Source organism: Nocardia spumae (assembly GCF_020733635.1).
Lineage (GTDB): Bacteria > Actinomycetota > Actinomycetes > Mycobacteriales > Mycobacteriaceae > Nocardia > Nocardia spumae.
Map to the genome: position 1 here is coordinate 5,558,002 of NZ_JAJFZL010000001.1, position 24,598 is coordinate 5,582,599.

Genomic DNA, 24,598 nt, shown 5'->3' on the forward strand with positions numbered 1-24,598 from the left:
CCACGCGCCTCCCCGTCGTCGGGAAGAATTCCCGCTATACCCGCGCTACGGCGTGGTCGAGGTGAACTCGATCAATTTCCGCAAATTCACCGCGACCGCACGGCGCAGGTACTGGTGCCGATACGGCGTTGCCAGCGATGCGATGCCGGCGCGCCAAGACTGTGTCCGGCACAGCACTGCGGCAGGCCGGGCGATCTCGTAGGCTTCCCGAATCCGTTCTGGCGATTCGTAATCGGCCCACTCGGCCAGGTACGCACCGAGTAATCTCCGATGCAGCTCGTCCCTGTTCGCCACCTGCGTGACCCGGAACTCGTTCAGCACCGTCACCATCGACTGCATCGGGCTGCCCACCACAGCCTCGGCCCAGTCGAGCAGCACCCACCGGCCGGGGGTGAGCGCGATATTCCCACGCCAGAAGTCCATGTCCACCAACGTGTTCGGTGTTCCGAACTCCGCCATGCGCTCGCACAGTTCGGCGAAACGCGGCCGGAAGGACACGATCCGGTCGTACTCTTCCCGAGTCAGCGACTCCTCACCATCGAAGACCAGGCTGTCCACATCCTCCAGAATCTCGTCCAGCAGCGCGAGCAACGCCGCGGGCCTGCGATCCGGAACCCCCAGCGCGAGCAGCGCGTTCACATCACCCGCGAGTTCCTTCTGCATAGCGGCGTAACCACGGACAACCTCCTCATACCGCGGTACGTCCGCCAGCGTGGGCTCGAGGTGAACGAACGACCCGACATCCTTGGTCAAACTCCAGCCGCGCTCGGAGTCGATCGCGACCACGTCCGGCAGACGTTCGGGAAAGAGCCGGGCCAACGACTCCAACAGTCGTGGCTCATGGGCGAAAACCGCGGGGGTTGCTTTGAAGTAGAGATCACCGCCACTCGTGGGTGTGCGAAGCACGGTGGAGTGCGGCGAGCTGACTATCTGCTCGATAGGACCACTGGGCTGGTAGCCGTGCCGGCCGGCCGCCGCGGTAATCCATTCCGACACCTCGCCGAACCAGTCCGGCCGGACCCAATCACAGGTGGACACAGTGCCCAGGCCGTCGCCGGCGCACCGAAACCACTCCCCGACAATCGTCTCGTGCCGGGCATCGGCGAAGGTCAGTGAGTTGGTCATCGTCCGGCTCACCCATCCGACACCGCTCGGCAGCGTATCCCGCGAACCGTTGTTGTGGTGCAGGAAAACATATGTCGGCCCGTCGTCGTACAGCACTTCGCCGAAGCGGGCCGCCACCGTCACTTCGACGCCGCAGCCTTCCAGAATCCGTTGGTTGACCTCGTTCACGACTGTGCTCGGGTGCGATGGTAGGCGCCAGCCCTCCTCCGACGACAGCATGAGGATCGCGCCGCGCCCGGCGTCCGGGACGATGCTGAGACTCGCACTCCTCGGCAATGCTAAGCACCCCCGGAGGCAGACAGACCGGCCGGGCGCATGTCGGTCCAGTGGGACTCGACATAGTCGAGGCACCGTCCACGGGCGTCCGGTCCGTGAGCTACGGCCCAGCCCGCCGGGACGGCGTTCGTCGTGGGCCACAACGAATGCTGGTTCTCCGTATTGACGAGGACGAGGAATTCGCCGTCCTCACGATCGAAGGGATTCTCCATTTTTTCCTCCTTCAGCCGCGGAATACCACCGGCAGCGATTCGTAGCCCCACATCAGGTTCGACACCAGGCGACGGATGGGCCCTGCCGATTCCACCGCGGCCGCACCGGCCAGCAGTTCTTCGAAGAGCACCCGCAGCTCCGTACGCGCGAGAGCACCGCCCAGGCAATAGTGCGGCCCTATGCCGAGCGCGATGTGCGGGTTCGGGGACCGGTTCGGATCGAATCGCGTGGCATCCTCGAAGGCGCTCTCGTCGCGGTTGGCCGACGGCATCCAGACAGTGACAGGCTCACCGGAACGGATCCGCTGCCCGCCGATCTCCACGTCCTCGACCGGGGTCCGAAGCACGTGTAACGCCGGACTGGTCCAGCGGAGGATCTCATTGACCAGGAGGTCCGGTTGGGCTCGGCGCCACGTCGCCCACCGGCTCGGATCCTGGACGAGGGCGAGCACGCCACCGACCGCGGCGTGTCTCGTCGTCTCGTTGCCACCGGAGATCAAACCGTCACAGTTGAGGAATATCTCCTCGTCGGAGAGCGGCCGGCCGTCCACCAGGCAACCGACCATCGAACTGATCACGTCGTCCTGCGGCTCTCGCCTACGGCGCGCGACGAGATCCTCGTAGTACTCGAAGATGTCCGCGTGCGCGGCCAGGCGCTCCATCGCGGTCGCACTGGACTCACCGAAGGCGATGCGGGTGCGCTCCGCCATGAAACCCCAATCCTGTTGCGGCACACCGAGCAGGTCACAGACCACCGCCACCGGCAGCATCGCCGCAATGTCGGTGAAGTCGCACGGTTCACCGGACAGGGCGGGCGCCAGCGCCTGCCGCACAGTGGCCCGCATGTTGTGTTCCAGGCGCGCGACCGTACGCGGCGTGAACGCCCCACTGATGACCCGCCGGATGTTGGCATGCCGAGCACCGTCGGACACGACCAGTAGCTTGCCCGCGGCCGCGGCGGTGGCGGCGGGAGTACCGTCCAGGCGCATACCGCGCTCGGATCGAAAAACCTTCGCGTCCTTCATTATTCGAATGGAGTCCCGGAACCGGGTGATGGCCCAGAAACCGCTTCCGTCCGGCCTGACGTTCCAGTGGACCGGGCGCTGCGCACGCAACGCCGCCCACAACCGCTCGGGAGCCTCGGACGCGTACAGCGTGGGATCGCCGAGATCTATCGCGTCGACGGACACGGGAGCAATCGAAGACATCGTCGATATTCCTAGGTATCTCGGTTTTCCGAACAGCAATCCGCGGCCAGGCCCTCGGCGACAGCGATCTTCAGCAACTCGTCCGGGCTGCCGAGTACGAGCGCCCGCACATGCCGGGACACCACGTCGACCGGCCAGTCCCACCAGCGAACCGCGAGCAGCGTCTCCACCTCGTCGGGTGTGTAGCGCGAACGGACGACCCGGGCCGGATTGCCCGCGACAACTCGATAGGCACCCACATCGGCGGTCACAACGGCGCGAGCGGCGATGATCGCACCGTCGCCGATGGTGACCCCCGGCATGATCATCGCGTCCCGGCCGATCCACACATCGTGACCGATGGTCGTGTCCTTCCGGCGATCGCGTACAAGCGCGCCGAGCGGATCCAGCAGGCCGTCCTGCCAGTCCCCGGCGAACATCGCGAACGGATACGCCGTCGGCCCGCTGAACACATGGTTGGCGCCGGCCATGATGAACTGCACCCCCGCCGCGATCGAGCAGTACCGGCCGATCGTCAGGCGCTCACCGCCGGAGGCGTAGCGGACCCGCGACTGCTCGAACCCGGCCGCGTCCTCGGAGGCGTCGTAGTACGAGTACGCGCCGGCGGTAACCCTGCTGGTCGTACTCAATGTCGGGCGGATGAACACGCAACGGTCATCGCCCAGGGGCCGGGGCTGGTCGGGGTCGGGAATATTCGGTTGCCGCTGCTGCTCGCCACAAGCAGTCGAGCCGGACAGGAAACGTCGGACGATCGGGCCGGCCTGTTCCATCACCCGCGCGGACATCATCTCGTCGTGATGAGCCTGCACCGTGTGATGCTCGACCTCCTGGAGATAAGGCCGCCAAACCTCCTCGGCGGATCCCAGATCCCGCACCGACTCCGACGCCGAAATACACAGCGCCCGACCGGGATAGTCGCGGAATGTCGGCGCTCCGGCCACCGACGTGATCGCCTTTGCCGCATCGACCAGTGCCATGGTCTGGCGCTCATCGATCTCGGCATCCGACCCCCGTGCGGCCACCAGATCGATATCGGACTCCGCCGGCGCACCCGCCTGCCGGTAGGGCCGTGTATCGAACAGGACGAGGAGATCCACCGGCGCGCCCTCCTGGGCCAGCCGGTGCGCGACCTCGTGAGCGAGCACTCCACCGAGTGACCATCCGACGATCACATAGGGGCCGCCGGGATCGGTCGACCTGATGAGTTCGGTGTAGCGGCTCACCAACTCGTCCAGGGATGCCACGGGCCGGAATCGCCCGTGACTCTCGGTGGCCTGGATACCGTAGACCGCCCTGTCATCGCCGATGTACGGCAGGAGAGCCGCGTAGCACCAGGCCAGCCCACCCGCTGGATGAATGCAGAAGACCGCTGGCCCGCCCCCGCCACCGGGCCGCAGTGTGACGACGTTGGCATAGGGGTCACTCGGAGCCTCGTCTATCCGGGCGGCGAGCGCCGCCGCGGTGGGCGCCTCGAACAGTGTCGTCACGCTGATCTCGGCGGAGAGCAGCGCGCCGATTCGAGTGATCAGCCGGACCGCGAGCAGCGAATGACCACCGAGATCGAAGAACGAGTCGTTCGGGCCGACGTCGGGCAGTCCCAATACCTGGGCGAACAGTCTGCGCACCACATCCGTTCGAGTATCGGGCGCGCCGCCGGCGGTAACCGCCACGGGCGAATGCGGTGCGGGCAGCGCCGATCGGTCGAGCTTGCCGTGCGCCGTCACCGGGAATGCGCCCAGCACGACGAATGCGGACGGCACCATGTAGCTCGGCAGACGGTCGATCGCGAAGCCACGCAGAGCTGCGACGTCGAGCGCATGTCCGGCCTCCGCTGGCACCACGTACGCGATCAAGCGTGGTTCCCCGGGCGGATCGGTACGTGGCACCACCACCGCACGTCCGATATCGGGGTGCTGTCCCAATATCGTCTCGATTTCACCCGGCTCGATCCGGAAGCCGCGGAGCTTCACCTGGTCGTCGACGCGGCCGGCGAACACCAGAGTGCCGTCGGACCAGCGAGCCAGGTCGCCGGTCCGATACATCCGGTTGCCCGTGGTACCGAATGGGTTGGCCACGAACCTCGCCGCGGTCGGACCGGGGCGATTCAGGTACCCACGGGCCAAACCCACTCCGGCGAGGTAGACCTCACCGAGCTCGCCCGGAGGCACCGGCGACAGCTCGGAATCCAGCACATACACCGCGCTGCCGGCCAGCGGCTGCCCCACCGGCACGACGGACTCGTCGAAGGTCAGCCGGTGCATGGTCGCGCATACCGTGGCCTCGGTCGGCCCATAAGCGTTGAACACCTGACGAAAGCCACGAACGGCTTCGACGACCTCCGGCGTGCACGGCTCGCCCGCGCTGATCAACGCCACGTCGGCGGCTTCGGTTCCGAATTCCGTTTCGAGCAACACCGACGGGGGCAGCGTGAGGTGCGTGATGCGCCGGGCCCGGACGAGATCCACCAGAGCGGGGCCTGCCGTCCGGTCCTCCCGTGCCGCGACCACCAGACAGGCACCGGTGAGCAGAGCCATCCACATCTCCGACACCGCAGCATCGAATCCGAAGGACGCGAATTGCAGCACCCGAGATTCACGGGTGACCTCCAGCTCGCGAGCTTGCGCCAGGACGACATGCGGAATGCCGACGTGGTCTACCACGACGCCCTTCGGCCGTCCGGTGGATCCGGAGGTGTAGATGACATACGCGGGGTCGCCGGCCACGACCGGCCGAAGCGGGCCTGCGTGCCCGCCGGCCCTCGGCGCCCCGCGGTCGTCATCGAGCACGACGCTCGGCACACCGACCGCCGGTACCGCTGCGGCCAGTGCGCGGGTGGTCAGCACACAGGCGGGAGCGGCGTCCTCGAGCATCAGCGCGATCCGTTCCGCCGGATAGTCCGGATCGATCGGGAGATAGGCCGCGCCCGAGCGGAGCACCCCGAGCGCCGCGACCACCATCTGTTCGGATCGCGGAAGCACCAGAGCCACAACCTGGCCGACGCCGATGCCGCGGGCCGCCAGATCCAGCGCCACGCCGCTCGCAGCCTGTGCGAGTTCGGCGTATGTGAGCGCGTGGTCGCCGGACTCCACCGCCACCGCTTCCGGTGTCCGCGCGACTCGAGCAGCGAACAGGTCCACCACGGTCGGAGCGAGATCGCGGACGCGGACCGAGGGATCGGCGACCGCGGTCTGCAACAGCCGGATGATGCCGGTAGCGATGCCCTCCACTGTTGTTCGCTCGAAGAGATCGGCGTTGTATCGGATGGAACCGCCGACCGGCATCGGGTCGCCGGTATGGCCCGGGTCGTCGAAAACGAACGACAGGTCGAATGGGGCCATACCGGCCTCCATCGGCTCGGATTCGACCACGAGCCCCGGCATCCGCAGTGCCTGCTCGCCGGTCGAGTCCATCGACACGCTGACCTGGAACAGGGGGTTCGCACCGGCCACGCGGGGCGGGTTGAGGTCCTCGACGATCATCTCGAAGGGCACGTCCTGGTTGGCGAACGCGTGCACGGTCGTCTCCCGTACCCGGCGAAGCAGCTCCGTGAACGAAGGATCACCGGACAGATCGGTGCGCAGGACCAGTGTCTTGACGAAAAGGCCCACCACGGTCTCGAGAGATTCGTGGGGACGGCCGAGTACCGCCGTACCCAGCGGGATGTCGGTGCCCGCGCCCAGCCCCGCCAGCGCGGTGGCCACGGCGGCCTGCAGCGCCATGAACAATGTGCAACCTGCCGCACGAGCGAGCCCGACCAGCGCGACGTGCGTGCCCGACCCGATCTCGAACGTGACGAGCCCTGCCCTTCGACCGGTCCCCGCAGTGCGCGGATGATCCACCGGCAAGGGTGTCCGATGTGGTGAGCCGGTGAGCGATTCCCGCCAGTAGGCCCGTTGGCGAGCCAGCGGACTACCCGGGTCGTCATCACGGCCGAGCTGCTCGCGTTGCCAGAGCGTGTAGTCCGCATATTGCACGGGCTCGTCGGCCCACGCCGGTGGCACGGACCGCAGTCGTGCCCCGTACGCCTCGGTCAGATCGTCCAGCAACAACTTCAGCGACCAACCGTCACACGCGATGTGGTGCACGACCAACAGCAGGACGTGACTCTGCTCGTCGAGACGGAACAGCGTTGCCCGTACCGGCAGATCCGTGGCCAGGTCGAACGGCCGGTGCGCTTCGGCATCCAACTCACCTCGCAGCGCGCTCCGCTCGACGAGCCGAATACCGAGCGGGATCTGTGCTCTCGGCCCGGTCAGAACCTGCTGCCACAGCTCGCCGCCCTCGGCCGAGAACACCGTGCGCAGCGCCCCGTGGCGGGAGATCACATCGGTGAGCGCCACCTCCAGCACATCCGGCCGCACGGTTCCCGACAGTCGCAGAGCGGTCGGCACGTTGTACGCCACACCCCCGTCGAGTTCACTGATGAACCACAGGCGCCGTTGCTGATACGACATCGGCGCACGACCCGCCCGCGCCGCTCCTCGCGTGGGCCCGGCGGCTGTGGTCTCGTGATCACCGAGCCCTCGATCGCCGATTCGTTCGGCCAGCTGCGCCACAGTCGGTGTGTCGAAGAGCGTCCGGTATGGCAGCTGCACACCCAGATTCGAGGAAATCCGGCTGATCAAGCGGGTGGCCAGCAGGGAATGCCCGCCCATGTCGAAGAAATCGTCATCGATGCCGACGTCGGCGATGCCCAGCACATCGGCGAACAGTGCGCACAGCTGTGCCTCCTCGGGCGTGCGCGCGGCGCGTCCTCGCGGCAGCGGGGCGAGCTCCGGTGCGGGTAGCGCCCGGCGATCCAGCTTCCCGTTGGTGTTCAGCGGCAAGCTGTCGACCACCACCACGGCCGAAGGCACCAGATACCGGGGCAGCCGGCGCCGGATCGCGTCGCGAGCGGCGATGGCAAGCCCCTCGCGCGGCATTCCCGCCGCGGGCACGACATATCCTACGAGCCTCCGGTCGCCGGGGCGGTCCTCACGCACCATCGCACAGGCCCGGACCACCGACGGCACGTCCGCCAGCGCGGCCTCGAGTTCACCGAGTTCGATTCGGAACCCACGCACCTTGACCTGGTCGTCCGCCCGGCCGACGAACTCGAGCTCGCCATCGGTGTTCCAGCGCACGAGATCGCCGGTGCGGTACATCCGGCCGCCGGGTTCGCCGAACGGACAGGCGACGAACCGCTGCGACGTCAACCCCGGGCGGTTGAGGTAGCCGCGGGCGAGACCGGCTCCGGCGATGTAGAGCTCCCCCGTGACCCCCACGGCCACCGGCTTCAGCTCGGTGTCGAGCACATGGACGACGCTGCCGACTATCGGTCCGCCGATCGGTACCGGTCCGCCCGCGGCCAGTGGGGTGGAGATGGTGGCCGCCACCGTCGCCTCGGTGGGTCCGTAGGCGTTGTGGAACCGTCGCCCTTCCGACCATCTGTCCACGACCGACGGCGGGCAGGTGTCACCACCGGTGATCAGGTTCGTCAGTGACACGACCGTCTTTTCCGCACCGGGGTCGAGCGCATCGAGCACCGCGGGGGGAAGGAGGGCATGGGTGATTCGGCTGCGGTTGATCAGCTCGACCAGCGCCGGCCCCACCGTCGAGCTGTCGAGCGGAGCCATGACGACGGTGGCTCCTTGGGTCAAGGCGAGAAGTTCCCATACGACCACGTCGAACGACGGCGACGCGAACTGAAGAACTCTGCTGTCGTGGTCGATTCCCACGATGTCGCGCTGGCTCGCCGCCAACGCCGCCAGACCGGTGTGCTGGACGATCACCCCCTTGGGGCGGCCGGTAGAACCCGACGTATAGATGATGTACGCGGGGTGTGCCGGCGCCAGCGGAGCGAGGCGATCGACGTCCGACAATGCACTGCCAGGCTGTCCGGCCACCGCTTGCGCCCATTCGGGCTCATCGATGGTGATGGTTTCGGCATCGAATGCCGGGAGCAGGGCACGAGTCGAGCTGTCGGTGACGACCAGCGTCGGCCGCGCGTCGGCGAGCAGGTAGGACACGCGCTCGGGCGGGTATGTGGCGTCGACCGTCACGAATGCTCCGCCTGCCTTGGAGACGGCGAGCATGGCGATGACCAGGTCGGGGCTCCTGCGCATGGCAAGGCCGACATAGCGCTCCGGACCGACTCCACGACTCACCAGGAACCGAGCCAGCCGGTTGGCGCGCGCATCGAGCTCACGAAATGTCGATACCGTTGTCCCCCAAGCGATCGCCGTCGCGTCGGGATCCCGGTCCACCGCATCTTCGAACAGCGCCGGCAGAGTCCTCGCGGGTGGAACAGCCGGTCGCGCAGCTGTAATCGGGTCCAGCAGCGAACGGATCGGTGTATCCGGGTCCGCCAGTACCTGTTTCAGGACCCGGGTGAAGTCCGACGCCATCCGGGTGACAATCGCACCGGCGATCGCAGCCGCCCGGAAGGCGAACTCCCCCGACATCGCGGAACGTTCCGCGCGTATCGACAGGGTCAGGTCGAATTTGGCTTCCGACTCGGGTAGCGGTTCGGGCGATATCTCGAGACCCGGCCATCCACCGAGTTCCTCGCCCGCCTCGTCCACAACGAACATGCTGTCGACCAGGGCCCCGCGGTCACGATCGAGTTCGGAGGTGAGCCGGGCGAACGGCAGGCGCTGATTGTCGTATGCGTCGAGGGTGCGGTCACGAACCTGTCGTAGCAGGTCACGAAAGGTCAGATCGTCGGCCGAATCGACCCGCACGACAACGATGTTCGCAAGATAGCCCACGAGCAGGCGGGTCGACGACGCATCACGGTTGGCCGCGACGGTGCCCACCGGAATGTCGCGCCGACCGGTGGCCCGGGCGAGCACCAGGTGGTAGACGGCGAGCAGGGTCATGAATGTGGTGGTTCGCTCGTCGGCCAGCGACTCGCCGATATCGGTGATTCCCTCGGCGACGGTGAAACGCACCGCGTCCGAACCGGGCAACGCCGGCCGTTGTCTCCGGCCACCGGGGAAGGGATCGACCGGCCTGGTATCGGCGAGCCGCCGGCGCCAGTGATCCAGTTGTCCCCGGGCGTCAGCGGTATCCAGCCACTGCAATTCGGTGAGAGCGTATTCGGGGTACTGCAGAGCGACCGGCGCCAGTACTGCGCTGTGCCCAGCGACCGCCGACCGGTAGAACTCACGCAACTCATCGAGCACGATGCCCAGCGACCATCCGTCGAAAATCGCGTGGTGCACGTTCAGCAGCAGCACATGCTCGTCCTCCGCCAGGCCGAACAGCAGCACTCTGATCAGGGGACCTGCCGTGAGATCGAACGGCCGCTCGCACTCCTCGGCAATACGCGTCGTCAGTGCACGCTCGGTCGCGGACCGATCGACGGACGAGATGTTCTCGACGGGCAGGTCGAGAACCAATGCCGGTCGCACCCGCTGCCATGGTTCGCCATCACGGTCGACGAAGGTCACCCGCAATGCGGCGTGCCGTGCGATAACACCGTTCACGGCGTGGGCGAGCGCTTCGTGCGAGAGTTTGCCGTGGAAACGGTACGCGAAGGGCATGGAGTACTTGGCCGACGTGCCCTCGACCTGGTCGATGAGCCACAATCCGCGCTGGCCCATCGTTGCGGGAATCAGCCGGTCCCCGGTGGGTTCACCGGCCTCGGCCCCCGTCTCCGACGAACCGCGCCGGGTCCGAGCAAGTGTCGTCAGCAGAACCGCTCGGCGTAGCTTCTCACTATCGACCCCATCGCCCACGACCATTCGATCCCCCGATACTCATAGTTTTACAGCTCTCGCAAAACTGCTCGCGTTCGTATCCTCATTGCCGTACCGACGACAATGATCCCCATCCCGGACGAGTTATGCGTCGAGCGGAATCTCACAAATTATGAAATGCAGCGAAGACTGCTCAACCGACTACCCCCGAATGAATTCGACCCCCGATAAGACTGCCGCAAGAGACCTCGGCAGGAGGTAACGTTAGCGCGAGCTACGGGATGACGCAACCCCCGATCGCCCCCCTCTCGCCCCGCGTACTGCCGCGAATCCATCAGCACAACAACAGGATTCGGGTGCGATCAGTCGGATTCGAAACCCGCAGTGCGCCGAAGACGCCGCCCGCGAGCAGGAGTGCTCGGCGCAGGCCGCGACGCGACGCGACGAGACACCGGAAGCGCTTGGCGCACCTCGTGTCCGCGACACTCGTTGTCGAGCAGGGACAGGCCCGAACCCACTTGACAGCACAACAGCCCGACTGTAGCTTGCAGAAATCTTGGGTATGGTTATTACGCCGAGACCGAGGGGGCATTGCGTCATTATGGACGTCATAAGTGGTGGGTTTGTCGCGTATAGCACACGGGGAGTAAGGGATACCGGTTCGGCTCTGATATCAAGCTCGATATACCGGGAAAATTCATGAGGCGGAACAGCGCCCTGCTCTGGCGATACCTGAAACCGTTATGGCCCAGAGCAATTCTCATGCTCAGTCTGGTCCTGCTGAATATCGGACTGGAACTTGTGCCGCCGCTACTGCTTTCGCGCTTCATCGACGAGGCTGTGACAGGCGCCGGCCTGGCTGCATTGCAGCAGACCGCGATCGAATTCGTCGCCGTCACCGTCTGTCGTCAGTTCGTCGTATCGATCGCCGGTTACCTGAGCCAGGATATCGGCTGGCGGGCGACCAACACCCTTCGGATGGACCTGGTCGAGCACTGTCTCGGGCTGGACATGTCCTTCCACAAGACGCACGCGCCCGGCGAGCTCATCGAGCGAATCGATGGTGATGTGTCGATGCTGGCCCAGTTCTTCGCCTATTTCGTATTCGAGCTGACCGGGCGACTGGCACTGGTGGCGGGGATACTCGTACTGACTTTCCTCGTCGACTGGCGCATCGGCGCATTGCTCGGAGCCTTCGGCGTCGTGAGCGTCCTCGCCCTGCGCCGGCTGCGCGGTATCGCGGTTCCACACTTCAGGGCACTTCGAGTGGTGAGTGCGGACCTCTCGGCCTTCTTCGAGGAAAACATCAACGCCACCGAGGACATTCGCGCCAACGGAGCCCGCGGGCACGCGCGTTCGAAGCTCGGCGTGCTTCTCGACAAGTTCTCCGACGAGACCGTCAAGAGCAGCGTGAGTGGTCGCTACTATTCGAGCGCGCTCGAAGTGACCGTAGCTGTGGCGGGTGCGTCGACGTTGCTGTTGGGCGCCGTTCTGCTGCGGCACCATTCGATCACGTTCGGGCAGGTCTACCTCGGTTTCAGTTATATGAACCTCCTGGCGGTCTCGCTGTCGATGATCACCCGCCAACTGAATCAGTTCCAGTCGGCCTCGGCGGGAGTCAATCGCATCGCTGAACTGTTCGACACCGAGCGAACGATCCAGGACGGACGGGGCGGTCGATTGGCGCCCGGGTCGCTGTCCATCGAGTTCGACGAGGTCGGCTTCAGTTACACGCCGGATCGGCCAACCCTCCAGCAGGTTTCGTTCTCCCTCGACGCGGGGCAGACCCTCGGCCTCGTGGGCCGGACCGGCAGCGGCAAAACGACGATCGGCCGCCTGGTCTTTCGCGGGGTGGATGCCGGAACAGGCCGAGTTCGCATAGGCGGCCAGGATGTTCGGCTACTCGGGCTCGACGACCTACGCGCGCGCGTCGGTGTCGTGACCCAGGACGTGCAACTCTTCCACGCTACCGTCCGGGACAACCTCACATTGTTCGACCCGGACGTCCCCGCACGCCGCATCGAGGAGGGGATCGACGAACTCGGCCTCACCGGCTGGTATCGCGGACTCGAGGATGGTCTCGACACCGTGATCCGCAGCGGGCACACACTGTCCGCGGGTGAAGCGCAGCTGCTGGCATTCACACGAGTCCTGTTGCGGCAGCCCGATATCGTGATCCTCGACGAGGCGTCATCGCTACTCGACCCGGCGACCGAGAAACTTCTCGATCGGGCGATGTCCCGGTTACTGGACGGCAGAACCGCGATCGTTATCGCGCACCGCCTGTCGACGCTCGATTACATGGACCAGATCATGGTTCTCGACCAGGGACGAATTCTCGAGCAGGGGTCACGCGCCGATTTGGTTCACGACGCGGATTCACATTTCGCCAAGCTGCTGACCGGAGCGATCGCATGAGTACGGGCAGGGCGCTGCGCGCGCTCGTCCGAAATTATCCGGGCCTGTTCGCATTCGATGTCGTCCTGCAACTGCTGCGCAGTACGATTCCGCTGCTGCCCGGGATCGTGGTCGCCCGAATCCTCGACTCCCTGGTGCGCGCTCCGGGGCTGTCACCGAATATGTTGCTCTTGTTCGCGGTGCTGGTCGGTTTGGCGCTGGCCAGGGTAACCGCTCTGCTCTCATGCGTAGCCGTCGACGCCCGAGTCACGAGCAGAACCAGCTCACTGCTGATGCGCAACGCCTTCGACGCGATTCTCACCAAACCGGGCGCCGAACCGTTGAGCCGGTCGACCGGTGACGTACTGAGCCGACTCGGTGCGGACACGGAAGCCGTGTCGAACCTGCTCACCTTTACTCTCATGGTGATCGGCTCCGGAGTCCAAGCGCTCCTGGCTGTCGGAATAATGCTCTCGATCGACGCCGAGATCACTCTCGTGGTGTTCGGCCCGCTGGCAGCCACGGGCGTGCTGATCAACCTGGCCAGCCAGCGGATCAAACATCTGCACCAGCGCAACCGTCAGGCCGACGGTGAGGTCAGCGCCTTCCTGGGCGAGGTCTTCGGTTCGATCCAAGCGGTGCAGCTGGGCGGTGCGCAGCAGCGGGTGCTCGACAGGTTTCAGTGGCTCAACGACACTCGCCGTGGCCAGACCCTGCAGAGCAAACTGTTCACAGATGTATTCCTGCGTTCGGTCTGGGGCAACGCCGCCAACGTAGCTATCGGGATCGTCTTGCTGCTCGCGGCCGCGGGCGTCGAGGGCGGTACATTCAGCGTCGGCGCCTTGGCTCTTTTCGTCGCGTACCTGGGGTGGATATCCGACTTCACCGCACTCTTCAGCCAGAATTTCGCGCTGTATCGGCAAGCGGGTATCGCGGTGGGCCGACTCGCGGAAATCACGCCGGGTGAGCGCGGAGTTTCCGAACTGGTCGTCGAGGAGCCGCGAATCGTGCCCGCGGACAACCGATCGCCCATCGAGCCGCTGGCGTGTCTCGAGGTCGAGGGCCTGACTTTCGCCCATCCCGGCGGGAACGGCATCCACGGCATCGATCTGACGGTGCGCGCAGGCTCGCTGGTCGTGGTGACCGGTCAAGTGGGCGCGGGGAAGACGACCCTGCTCAGAACCTTGACGGGGCTACTGCCCAAGCAGTCCGGGACCATACGGTGGAACGGCACGGAGGTCACCGACCCAGCAGCGTTCTTCGTGCCGCCGCGCAGCGCCTACGTACCCCAGGTCCCGAGGCTGTTCAGCGATTCGATCGAAGAGAACATCCGCATGGGCCTGCGGATCGATCACGAGCGGGTGCGGGAAGCGGTCCGGTCCGCCGTTCTCGAGCGGGACCTCGACAGTCTCATCGACGGATTGCAAACCGAGATCGGCCCCCGCGGGATGCGGCTGTCGGGCGGTCAGATTCAACGCGTAGCCGCGGCCAGGATGTTCGTCCGAGCCCCGGATCTGCTGATCTTCGACGACATTTCCAGCGCGCTGGATACCGACACCGAACGCGAGCTGTGGGACCGGCTGATGCAACAGCCGGGTCGGACCTGCCTGGTGGTGTCGCACCGGCAGGCCGTGCTCGACCGAGCCGACCACGTCATCGTCATGAGGGGCGGACGGGTGCAGACACCGGGCAGCCATGCCGGGGTTCCGGGTTCCGGTCCCGGGTTGCGCGCGCGGCGGAGCAGTGCGACCGAGGAATGTCCACGCTGAGGAGCACCACAACGGGGGAGGAAACAACCATGACGGAACACCATGGCTCACAACGTGTTTCGAGATATCGGCGGGCAATGTTCGCCGACGCCGAACATCCGGAGCTGCCCACCGACAGGCCGCGGCCCGCCGAGAGCTCGGGCGCAAGGCTGCAGCATACGCGCGAGATCTCCGCGCGAGTGGCCGAAGGCCTGCGTGGCATCGCGCGACAGCACGGTCGTCCACTGCACGAGGTGCTGCTGACGGTATTCGCGGTGGTATTGGGTAAGTACAGCCGGTACAGCGACATCACCGCCTGCTCACTCGATCCGGCGGGCCTGCTGTTCCTCCGAGCCGATACGACCGGTGATCCGGCCTTCGCGGCACTGCTGGACCGCGCGACGACCGAAATCCATGAGGCAAGAGGCGGACTCGATGTTCCGCTCGGCCGCTTTCCCGATATCGCACCGTCTTTCGCCGAACAATCGGACGGTGGCGTGCGTATCAGCATCGACTACGACCACGATCTCTTCGACGAAGCGTCGATCGAGCGTATGGCCCACGGGTTCGCCGCGTTGCTGGCGACGATCGGCGCGAACCCGGCGGCGCGGCTGAGCGAGCTGTGTCTTCTCGACGAAGACGAACGCCGGCGCTTGCTGATCGACACGAACGACACCGCCGCCGACCCGCCACCGGACCTGTGCGTTCACCAGCTCGTGGCCCAGCAGGCCCACCGAACTCCCGATCACGTCGCCATCGTCTCGGAGGGCGGGTCGCTGACGTACCGTGACCTCGACGAGCAGGCCAATCGTCTCGCACACCGCCTGCGCGAACTCGGTGTGCGAACCGATACATCCGTTGTGGTGTGCGCCGAGCGCGGACCACGGCTGATCATCGCGCTCCTGGCGGTTCTCAAGGCGGGGGGCGCATACGTACCACTGGATCCCGGCCTCCCGGAGGACCGGCTGGCACTGATGCACTCCGATTGCGGCGCGTCCGTGCTCCTCACCCGGACACATCTTCTCTCGCGCGTGCAACCCGGCGAGGACTGCGCCGTATTCGACCTCGACGCCGACTGGCCGGCACTCGAGAACATGCCGTCCACGGATCCGGCATCGGCGGCGGGTCCGCACGACCTCGCCTACATCATCTACACCTCCGGCTCCACCGGTACGCCCAAAGGGGTGCAGATCGAGCACCGGGGGGTAGTGAACTTTCTGGCCTTCGCCCGTGACCGCCTCGGGATCGGGCCGCAGGACACCGTCGGCCAGGAATCCACCGCCGCGTTCGATATCTTCACCTTCGAATGCTGGGCTCCGCTGACCGCCGGCGCGACACTGGTTGTCATTCGGCGCGAAGATCTGTTGTCTCCGGACACCCTGCGGCACGCGATCATCGGCAATCGGCTTTCCGTACTTCGGCTGCCGGCATCACTGCTCGTCGGCCACCTGCGCACCGAGCCCGATCTGCTCGCCGGCCTCGATACCGTCTGCTACGGAGGCGAGGTCGTGGACCGATCCGTGATGGACGACCTGATGTCCGGTCCGCACGCCCCGAAGCGCCTTGTGCACTGGTACGGCCCCACGGAGACCACGGTGATCTCGACAAGCTATCCGGTCGATCACGCCACCCCGGCGGGCCACACGATGCCGATCGGACGCCCTATCCACAACACCAGGGTGTATGTCGTGGACCCGCACGGCCAGCCGGTGCCGGAAGGAGTCCCCGGCGAGCTGTGGATCGGCGGTGTCGGCGTCGCGCGCGGATACCTCAACGCACCCGAGCTGAACCGGGAGAAGTTCGGTCCGGACCCCTTTGCCGACGATCCGTCCGCACGTCTCTACCGCACCGGGGATATCGTCCGCTGGCTACCGGACGGGAACCTACAGTTCCTGCACCGGCAGGACAACCAAGTGAAGGTCCGTGGCTTCCGGATCGAGCCCGGCGAGATCGAGGCGACCGTTCTCGCGCACGAAGGTATCGCGCAGTGCGTTGTCGTCACCCACGGTGACGGCGACGACAAATTGCTCGTCGCGTATTGCGTTGCCGGTCGATCCGGTCGACCGGACGGAGCCGAGCTGCGGGCGCTGGTTGCGCGCCGGCTGCCCGAGTACATGGTCCCGCAGCGCTGGGATTTCCTGGACACCCTGCCCACGACGATCAGCGGAAAGATCGATCGACGGGCTCTGGCCGCGCGCAATCCTGTCCGGTTCGTTCGGGGGGAGGGCCGGGGCCGATCCGCGGGCCCCGTCGAGGCGGCGATCACCGAGGTCTGGCGCGAAGTTCTGGGATTGACCGACATCGGACCCGACGACAACTTCTTCGAACTGGGCGGTCACTCGCTCATGGGCACCCGCGTGGTGAAGAAGGTCCACACCGCGACCGGCGTGCAGATGAAACTCAAGGACTTCATTCGCAAGCCGACGATCGCGGCGATGACGGCCTTCGTCGCGGCGCACTCGGCTTCCGACGCCGGACTATGACCTGCCGGATCTGCACCTGCACACATTCACATCACTGGGGGGAACAATGCATCGAGGCACGACGGCGTACCCACTGAGCGCCGCGCAGCGCCAATTGTGGCTGCTGCAACGGCTCCAGCCGGACAGCGCCGCGTACATCATGCCGTTTGCGCTGCGCATCGGCGGACCGCTGCGGGTAGACGCCCTGCGGGAGGCGCTGACCGAGGTGGTTCGTCGCCACGATGTTCTGCGCACCCGTTATGTCGACGAGGACGGCATACCGGTGCAGTTCGTCGATGAACCCGATGGCCCGGAACTGCTGGTTGTCGATGTGAGCGGGCATCCGGAACCGGAGCGGACTCGAACCCTCCGAGACCTCGCGACTCGGGAGGCGGGCCGCCCTTTCGATCTGACCGCCGGTCCTCCCCTGCGGTCCACCGTCGTCCGCATGGCCGAGGACGATCATGCGCTGCTGCTGACTGTGCACCACATCGCTTTCGACGCGGTCTCGGCGGGCGTGTTCTTCCGCGAGCTGAACGAGTTCTATGCGGGGCGCGGCGCGGAATTGCCGCCCCCGGGCACGCAGTACACCGAACACGCCGCGCAACAAGACCGCCGATCGTCCGATGTGGATCTGCGGTTCTGGCAGGAACACCTGCACGAGGTGCCGCTGATGTCCTTGCCCTCGGACCGGCAGCCGCCCGCGGTGCGCGACGAACGCGGGGCAAGCTTTCGATTCGACCTCGGCACCGACCTGAGTGCGCAGCTGACCGATCTCGCCGAGGAAAGGGAAACGACACCGTTCGTCATTCTGCTCGCGGCGTTCGACACCGTGCTCTCGCGGTATACCGACAGCCCGGACGTCGTAGTGGGCACATCGGTGTCCACCCGGGACCGGGCGGAGTTGAGCCGGACCATCGGATACTTCCTCAACACATTGGCCCTGCGAGTTCGGGTATCGCCGAACGCGACAGTTCGGGAACTCCTCGAGCGAGTCGACGAGGTCGTGTTCGATGCCCTGGATCATGCGGACACTCCCTTCGACGACGTGGTCCGGGCCGTCGCGCCGAAGCGGGTGGGCAACCGCACATCACTGACCCAGGTTCGGTTCAGCGCCCTCGATGAACGACATGTGGCGGAGCCGGCGCTGCAGGGCCTGAGGGTTGAGCGGCTCGACGTGGCGACTACCACGAGCAAGTTCGACCTCGACGTGGACGCGGCCCTCACACCGGATGGCGTGCGCTGCAACGTCGAATACAGCACCGACCTCTTCGACGAAGCCATGGTCCGGCGGATGATCGAACATTGGCGACAGGTACTGCGTGCCTTCGTCGCCGATCTCGATCAACGGGTATCGACCATCGACATGCTGACCGAAGCCGAACGCGAGCGGGCCCTGGTCAGTTGGAACGACACCGGCGCCGGCGATTCGGATCCGCGGTGCATGCACGAGCTTTTCGAAGCCCAAGCCGCTCGAACACCGGAGTCGGTGGCCGTCGTGTACGGCGACGATCAGCTCAGCTACTCCCAACTGGACCGCGAGGCGAACCGGCTCGCGCACGCCTTACGCGGCGCGGGTGTCGGCCCGGAATCCACTGTGGGTATCTGCCTGCCCAGATCGGCCGACTTGGTCGTCTCGATGCTGGGTGTACTCAAGGCGGGCGGCGCGTTCATCCCACTCGACCCGGATCTTCCGCCCGCGCGGCTGGGGTTCATGATCGGCGACGCCGGTGCCTCCGCGCTGATCACGGTGACCGACATGGATGAAGTACTGCCTCGCTCCGGTCCACCCCGATTGCTGCTCGACCGCGACCGGACAACATGGTCGGCCCTGCCGCCCGGCCCACCCCCGTCCGATGTTTCTCCGGACAACCTGGCGGCGATGATCTACACCTCCGGGTCGACGGGCGCGCCGAAATGCGCGATGGTCTCCCACGGCAACTTCACCAACTACTTCCATGCCTTCGACCGGCAGTACGACTTGCGCGGCAGGATCCGCGGAATCATTCAGATGGCGGCCTTCTCGTTCGACATCTTCGTTGCCGACACCATGCGAGCGCTGTTCGTCGGCGCCCAACTCGTGGTGTGCCCCAAGGAGGTGCTGCTGTCCCCACCGGACCTCTACGCCCTGATGGTCCGCAGCGGCGCGAACATGGCCGAGTTCGCCCCCTCGGTGCTGCGACTGCTGCTGGATCATCTCGAGCAGACCGGCCGGACGATGGCCTTCATGGATGTGATAGCTGCGGGCGGTGATATCTGGTACGCGGCCGACTACGAACGCACCCAACGGCTCTGCGGTCCGGATACCAGACTGGTCGACACCTGCGGCACGACCGAGACCGGTATCGATAACGTCACCTTCACCGGTGATCTGCCGTCCGTGACGATCGACGCGGTACCGATCGGCCGTCCACTCCCGGGCACTCGTGTCTACATCCTCGACCGGAACCTGCGGGTGGTGCCGGTAGGCGTCATCGGCGAGCTGTACATCGGGGGCCGCGGTGTCGGCCGCGGTTATGCGGGAAGGCCGGGCCTGACCGCCGTGCGTTATGTCGCCGATCCATTCGGCCCGGAACAGGGCGCCCGGCTCTATCGCACCGGCGATCTCACCCGGTACCGAGCCGACGGGACGATCGAAATCATCGGCCGGGCCGACAGCCAGGTGAAGGTTCGCGGCTATCGAATCGAACTCGGCGAGGTCGAGTCGGTACTGCGCACCCACGCCCAGGTCGGCGAAGGCGCCGTGGTGGTCAGGGAGCGCGCTTCGGGTGACCGGGCGCTGGCCGCGTTCGTCACACCCGCCGCCGGGATCGACGTAGACCTCGCCGACGTCCGGAACCACCTGCGCACATGTCTGCCGAGATATATGGTGCCGTCCGCCTTCAGCGTGCTGCCGCGGATGCCGGTGAACGCCAACGGCAAGCTCGACCGGGCCGCGCTGCCGCCCGCGATGTGGGACGACCCGGGATCGGAGGCGACGGCTCACGTACCACCGACCACCCCGGAAGAGGAGATCCTGGCCACGATCTGGGAGGAGGTCCTCGATGTTCCCCATGTCGGCATCTCCGACGACTTCTTCGAATTGGGTGGCCACTCGTTGGTCGCGATGCGGGTCGTGGCGCGGGTACGCGAGGCTCTGGGCGTCGAACTACCCGTTATGCAGATCTTCGAGCACCCCACCATCGAAGAATTGGCGAAACACCTCGTGGGCCGGGACGGCGACACTCAGGCCGCACCGACCGTGACCGCCCGGCCGCGGCCGGAGGACGGAGCGCCGCTGTCGTTCGGTCAGCAGCGGCTGTGGTTCGTCGAACAGTACGATCCGGGCACCGCCGCCTACCACATGCAGTCGGTGTTCGAGTTGCGCGGCAGGCTGGACGTGGCCGCATTGCACCGCGCGTGTGCTGCGGTAATGAACCGGCACGAGGTTCTCCGGTCCGTGTTCCGGGTGAGCGCTGGTACCCCCCGGCAGGTAGTGCTGCCATCCAGCGAGCCCGACATGCGATTCGAAGACGTATCCGAGGCGGCCGACGGACGTACCGAAGCTGACCGCATCGTCGAGCAAGAACGTGTGCGGACATTCGACCTGGCCGAAGGACCGTTGGTACGGCTGGCTGTCGTCCGCACGGCCCACGATGAGCATCTGGTGGCCTTCACCATGCACCACATCGTGACCGATGGCTGGTCGATGCCCATATTCCTGGCCGAACTCGCCGAGTACTACACCGCCGGCCTCGGAGCAGCCCTGCCGGCTCTGCCCGTCCAGTACGCGGATTTCGCTGTGTGGCAACGAGACCGGCTCGACGACACGGTGGTCCGGCGGCTCCTCGAACAATGGCGCGCGCACCTGGCGGGTGCACCCGAGCTACTCGACCTGCCGCTGGACCGGCCGCGGCCGGTCAGACCGAGCAAGCGTGGCCGCTGTCTCGATTTCACCTTGTCCCCTGCGGACCTGACAGCCGTTGAGAGATTCGGCCGACAACACGGCGTCACACTTTTCATGACCTTGCTGACGGCCTTTCAGGTGTTACTGGCCCGGTACTGCGAACAGGACGACGTGGTCGTCGGTACGACCATCGCCAACCGCACCCAGGCCGCCACTCAGAATCTGATCGGGTTCTTCGTGAACACACTGCCACTTCGGCTCGATCTGTCCGACAACCCGACGTTCGCGGTGGCGGCCGGCCGCGTCCGCGAGGCGGCACTGTACGGGTACGCCCATCAGGAACTACCGTTCGAACGGCTCGTCGAGGAGTTGAACCCCGCCCGCGATCCGGCGTACCAACCGGTGGTCCAGGTCATGTTCACCTTGCAGAGCAACGACGAGGAGACCCTCACTCTGCCTGGAATCGATGCGGTCGCGATGCCGGTCGTTACGGGGACATCTCAATCGGATCTGAGTATGGAGGCGACCAAGACCGACAGCGGACTCGTATGCACGCTGCGGTACAGCACCGACCTTTTCGACAACTCGACGATCGACTACATGGCGCAGGACTGGGGCACCCTGTTGCTAGCTGCCGTCGCCGCTCCGGGGACTCCGGTCGAACACCTGCCTGCGAGGCGATACGCACAGCGGCCACCGCGTCAGCGTCAGGCTGCACCGGCATCCGTCCGGGAATCCGTGCCGAGGCTTCCCACCATCGCGTCGACGCCGATCGAACGGGTGCTCGTGGCGATCTGGAGCGAGGTACTGCGCACCGATGTGACCGATACGTCTGCCGACTTCTTCGGACTCGGCGGGCATTCACTGCTCGCGGCCCGGGTCACGGCGATGATCGACGAACTCCTGAACGTGCCGATCACAGTGCGGACGTTGTTCGAACATTCGACAGTCGGCAGTCTCGCCCAGCACCTGGAACCGCAGGTAGCCGACCAGCGCGCCGCTGATCTGGCCGACGCACTGGCCGCCATCGACACCATGCCCGACAACGAGATGCGTGCCCTGCTCGGTGAAGCCGAGTAGCGCCGCCACCTCACGCAAACGAAAAGGTTCTTCATTGACCACCACGGAACAGCCCGTAGAGCGAGTGAAAGACCTGGACAGCGAGACCTTCTACCGTGACTTCGTGACACCGGGAAAGCCGGTGGTCATCGAGAATCTGACGGCGGATTGGCGAGCCCTGTCCTGGAGCCCCGACTACTTCCGCGCAATCGGACAGTCCACCCGGCTCCCGATCAAGCAGGGCGACGTCGCCGACGGGCGACAGGAAAGTGTGCTGCTATCCGACTATGTCGATGAGCTCGAAGCCCATGAGACGCGCGTCGGCGCCGGAGAGTCGGTGGCCAGGCCCGGTTATCTGCACGACATCCCACTGTTTCGGCTCATGCCCAGCTTGATCGCCGATATCACCCCCTTCCCCGTGCATCTGCTGCCCGGCTTCTACCGATCGCGGTGGCACGACTACACCCAGCACTTCATCGGACCGACGGGCAGTATCACCCCGTTGCACTTCGACACGTTGCTGACCAACAACCTGTTCTTTCACCTGTATGGACGTAAGCGGTTCATCCTCGTCCCGGCGAACCAGAGACACCTGTGCTATCCGCGGGACTGGCGATGGACGCGCTTCGATCCGACGGCACCGGACTTCGACGAATTTCCGCTGGCACGGCAAGCCACGCCGCTCGTTGTCGACTTGGAACCCGGCGATGTGCTCTTCATGCCGGCGGGCACTCTGCATCACGTTACGAACCTGAGTATCGCGATGTCGTTCAATATCGACTGGCACACCGTGGACAGCGCTCGGCACGGGACAGCGAGCGTGCTGCACGGGGCACCTTGGAAGAACGCCTACTACAACCTGCTTTCCTACTCGGGCTTGCGCTTCGGGGTGCCCGAGAGACTTGTGTTCAGGCTGTACAAGTCATATCTCACCTACATCAGCTGACAGGTCGCGCGCGGTCACCACGGCCTCGCCGTCGCCCGGTCGTGACGGCGGGGTCACCCGCACACTCGTCACCTGCTCGCCCTGCGAAGATCTTCCAGCGCACGGTGTCCGATATCTCGGTACGGCCGCAGCTCGCGGATCTCGGGATTTCGGCAGCCGGTGTACTCGCGTTGGAGCGATGCGGCCGAGGCAGACGGCCCGGACGGTCATGTCGAACAGACGGGAAAGAAGTGTGGCCCGGAACCTGATGGTTCCGGGCCACACTCCCTAGTAGCGGGGACAGGATTTGAACCTGCGACCTCTGGGTTATGAGCCCAGCGAGCTACCGAGCTGCTCCACCCCGCGTCGGTGAACATAACATTACACACGAGTAGGAGATCCCCGCAAATCGTGTGGTCAGAGTGCATTTTCCGGTTCGACCCGGTGATCTTGACGAGCCCGTCGGCGCCGCTGCGGGCAACCCAACGGACATCCCGCCGCACCGAGACCGGATCCGCGACACCGACCCGATGATTCGATACGAAGCACCGGTCCGAATGGATGCACCACCATGGGAAACGCGCGCGTTTCCAAAACCACGCCCGGAAAAACGTGACCCGTACCACTATTTGCGCGTGATTCACCACACATAACGACCGCATAACGGGGTCGCCGAATAAGCAAATAGTGCATAGCCAACCTGCATCAATGGGTGGAATCGGGTTATTCGCTTCATGCAATTATCGCTGTTATCAAGACGTGATCTGTCGAAATTATTTCGTTATGGTCGGCTGCGGCCCGGATCGACCTCGTGATGGGCTCCGACCCGAACCGCTGCACACCGGCAACCCTGCCCCGCGGTCCGGGGATCCCCGACCTCCTGGGGGCAGGGACGCGGCAGAACATCGCCGGGCCGGCGGGCGCAGGGAGGGACACCACCATGAACAAGAACCGGAAGATCAGCAGTCGCGCCCTCGGCTTCGCCGCCGTAGCCGGCGCCCTTGTTGCCGTCCCGTTCGCAGCGTCCAGCACCGCTTCCGCTGCGCCCGCCCACGACTGGGACGGTGTCGCGCAGTGCGAGAGCGGCGGCAACTGGAACATCAACACCGGCAACGGCTACTACGGCGGCCTGCAGTTCACGCAGTCGACCTGGAACGCCAACGGTGGCAGCGGCTCGCCGCAGAACGCCAGCAAGGACGAGCAGATCCGCGTCGCGGAGAACGTGCTGGACACCCAGGGCCCCGGCGCCTGGCCGGTCTGCGGCCAGTACCTGCGCTACGCGCCGGCCGAGGAGGCTCAGCCGGCGCCCGCGCCGCAGCCCGAGCCGGCCGCCCCCGCCCAGCTGCCGACCGACCGCCAGGAGCTGGTCAGCAAGGCCACCGAGGCCGGCAAGCAGGCTGCCCAGCAGTTCGGCTATGGCCCGCAGTTCCAGCAGGTCCTCGACCAGAACAGCGGCCTGATCGACACCCTGGGTCGCTGAGCCCGGCAGTAGCGCTTCGCCGCCGGCCGGCAGGTCCACGCGAACCACTGCGACTCGAACGAGATTCGGCGCCGCCATCCGATCGGATGGCGGCGCCGAATCTCGTTCTACGGCAGGGTGTCCGTTACCGCGGCGGTG

10 protein-coding genes and 1 tRNA gene are annotated in these 24,598 nt (G+C 65.8%); 6 read left to right on the forward strand and 5 right to left on the reverse strand.

The window, feature by feature from the left end; all coding sequences use genetic code 11:
• Positions 1-45: 45 nt before the first annotated feature.
• The 4 genes from LKD76_RS24700 to LKD76_RS24715 form a co-directional block, all read right to left on the reverse strand.
• Positions 46-1,293, reverse strand: coding sequence for an aminoglycoside phosphotransferase family protein (locus tag LKD76_RS24700; RefSeq protein WP_227983809.1), 1,248 nt, complete (start codon positions 1,291-1,293; stop codon positions 46-48).
• A 110-nt stretch (positions 1,294-1,403) separates the two neighbouring features.
• Positions 1,404-1,613, reverse strand: coding sequence for an MbtH family protein (locus tag LKD76_RS24705; protein ID WP_227983810.1), 210 nt, complete (start codon positions 1,611-1,613; stop codon positions 1,404-1,406).
• Positions 1,614-1,624: 11 nt separating this feature from the next.
• Complete coding sequence (locus tag LKD76_RS24710; RefSeq protein ID WP_227983811.1) at positions 1,625-2,821, reverse strand: cytochrome P450; 1,197 nt, start codon at positions 2,819-2,821, stop codon at positions 1,625-1,627.
• A gap of 11 nt (positions 2,822-2,832) precedes the next feature.
• Entirely contained in the window at positions 2,833-10,542 is a 7,710-nt protein-coding gene (locus LKD76_RS24715) for a non-ribosomal peptide synthetase (protein ID WP_227983812.1), read from the reverse strand.
• Between the two features lie 723 nt (positions 10,543-11,265).
• On the opposite strand from LKD76_RS24715, the gene LKD76_RS24720 reads away from it, so the two are divergent.
• Genes LKD76_RS24720 through LKD76_RS24740 form a run of 5 tightly spaced genes read left to right on the forward strand, consistent with a single transcriptional unit; the run spans position 11,266 to position 23,001 of the window.
• Positions 11,266-12,921 carry an ABC transporter ATP-binding protein gene (locus tag LKD76_RS24720; RefSeq protein WP_227983813.1) on the forward strand — a complete coding sequence of 552 codons (1,656 nt, stop codon included), beginning with the start codon at positions 11,266-11,268 and terminating at the stop codon, positions 12,919-12,921.
• Positions 12,918-14,669, forward strand: a complete 1,752-nt coding sequence (locus LKD76_RS24725; RefSeq protein ID WP_227983814.1) for an ABC transporter ATP-binding protein — start codon at positions 12,918-12,920, stop codon at positions 14,667-14,669. The genes LKD76_RS24720 and LKD76_RS24725 overlap by 4 nt, the downstream gene beginning before the upstream one ends.
• 29 nt (positions 14,670-14,698) lie before the next feature.
• The gene (locus LKD76_RS24730; protein WP_227983815.1) at positions 14,699-17,131 is read left to right on the forward strand and encodes a non-ribosomal peptide synthetase; all 2,433 of its coding nucleotides are present in this window, start codon (positions 14,699-14,701) and stop codon (positions 17,129-17,131) included.
• Between the two features lie 46 nt (positions 17,132-17,177).
• Positions 17,178-22,076: a non-ribosomal peptide synthetase gene (locus LKD76_RS24735; protein ID WP_227983816.1), complete on the forward strand. Its 4,899-nt coding sequence runs from the start codon at positions 17,178-17,180 to the stop codon at positions 22,074-22,076.
• A gap of 34 nt (positions 22,077-22,110) precedes the next feature.
• A complete protein-coding gene (locus LKD76_RS24740; protein ID WP_227983817.1) occupies positions 22,111-23,001 on the forward strand; it encodes a cupin-like domain-containing protein in 891 nt (296 codons plus the stop codon).
• Positions 23,002-23,272: 271 nt separating this feature from the next.
• On the opposite strand, the gene LKD76_RS24745 is transcribed toward LKD76_RS24740, so the two are convergent.
• A tRNA-Met gene (locus tag LKD76_RS24745) sits at positions 23,273-23,346 on the reverse strand.
• Between the two features lie 574 nt (positions 23,347-23,920).
• Here LKD76_RS24745 and LKD76_RS24750 point away from each other — a divergent pair.
• Complete coding sequence (locus LKD76_RS24750; RefSeq protein WP_227983819.1) at positions 23,921-24,460, forward strand: transglycosylase family protein; 540 nt, start codon at positions 23,921-23,923, stop codon at positions 24,458-24,460.
• The last annotated feature ends 138 nt before the right edge of the window (positions 24,461-24,598 follow it).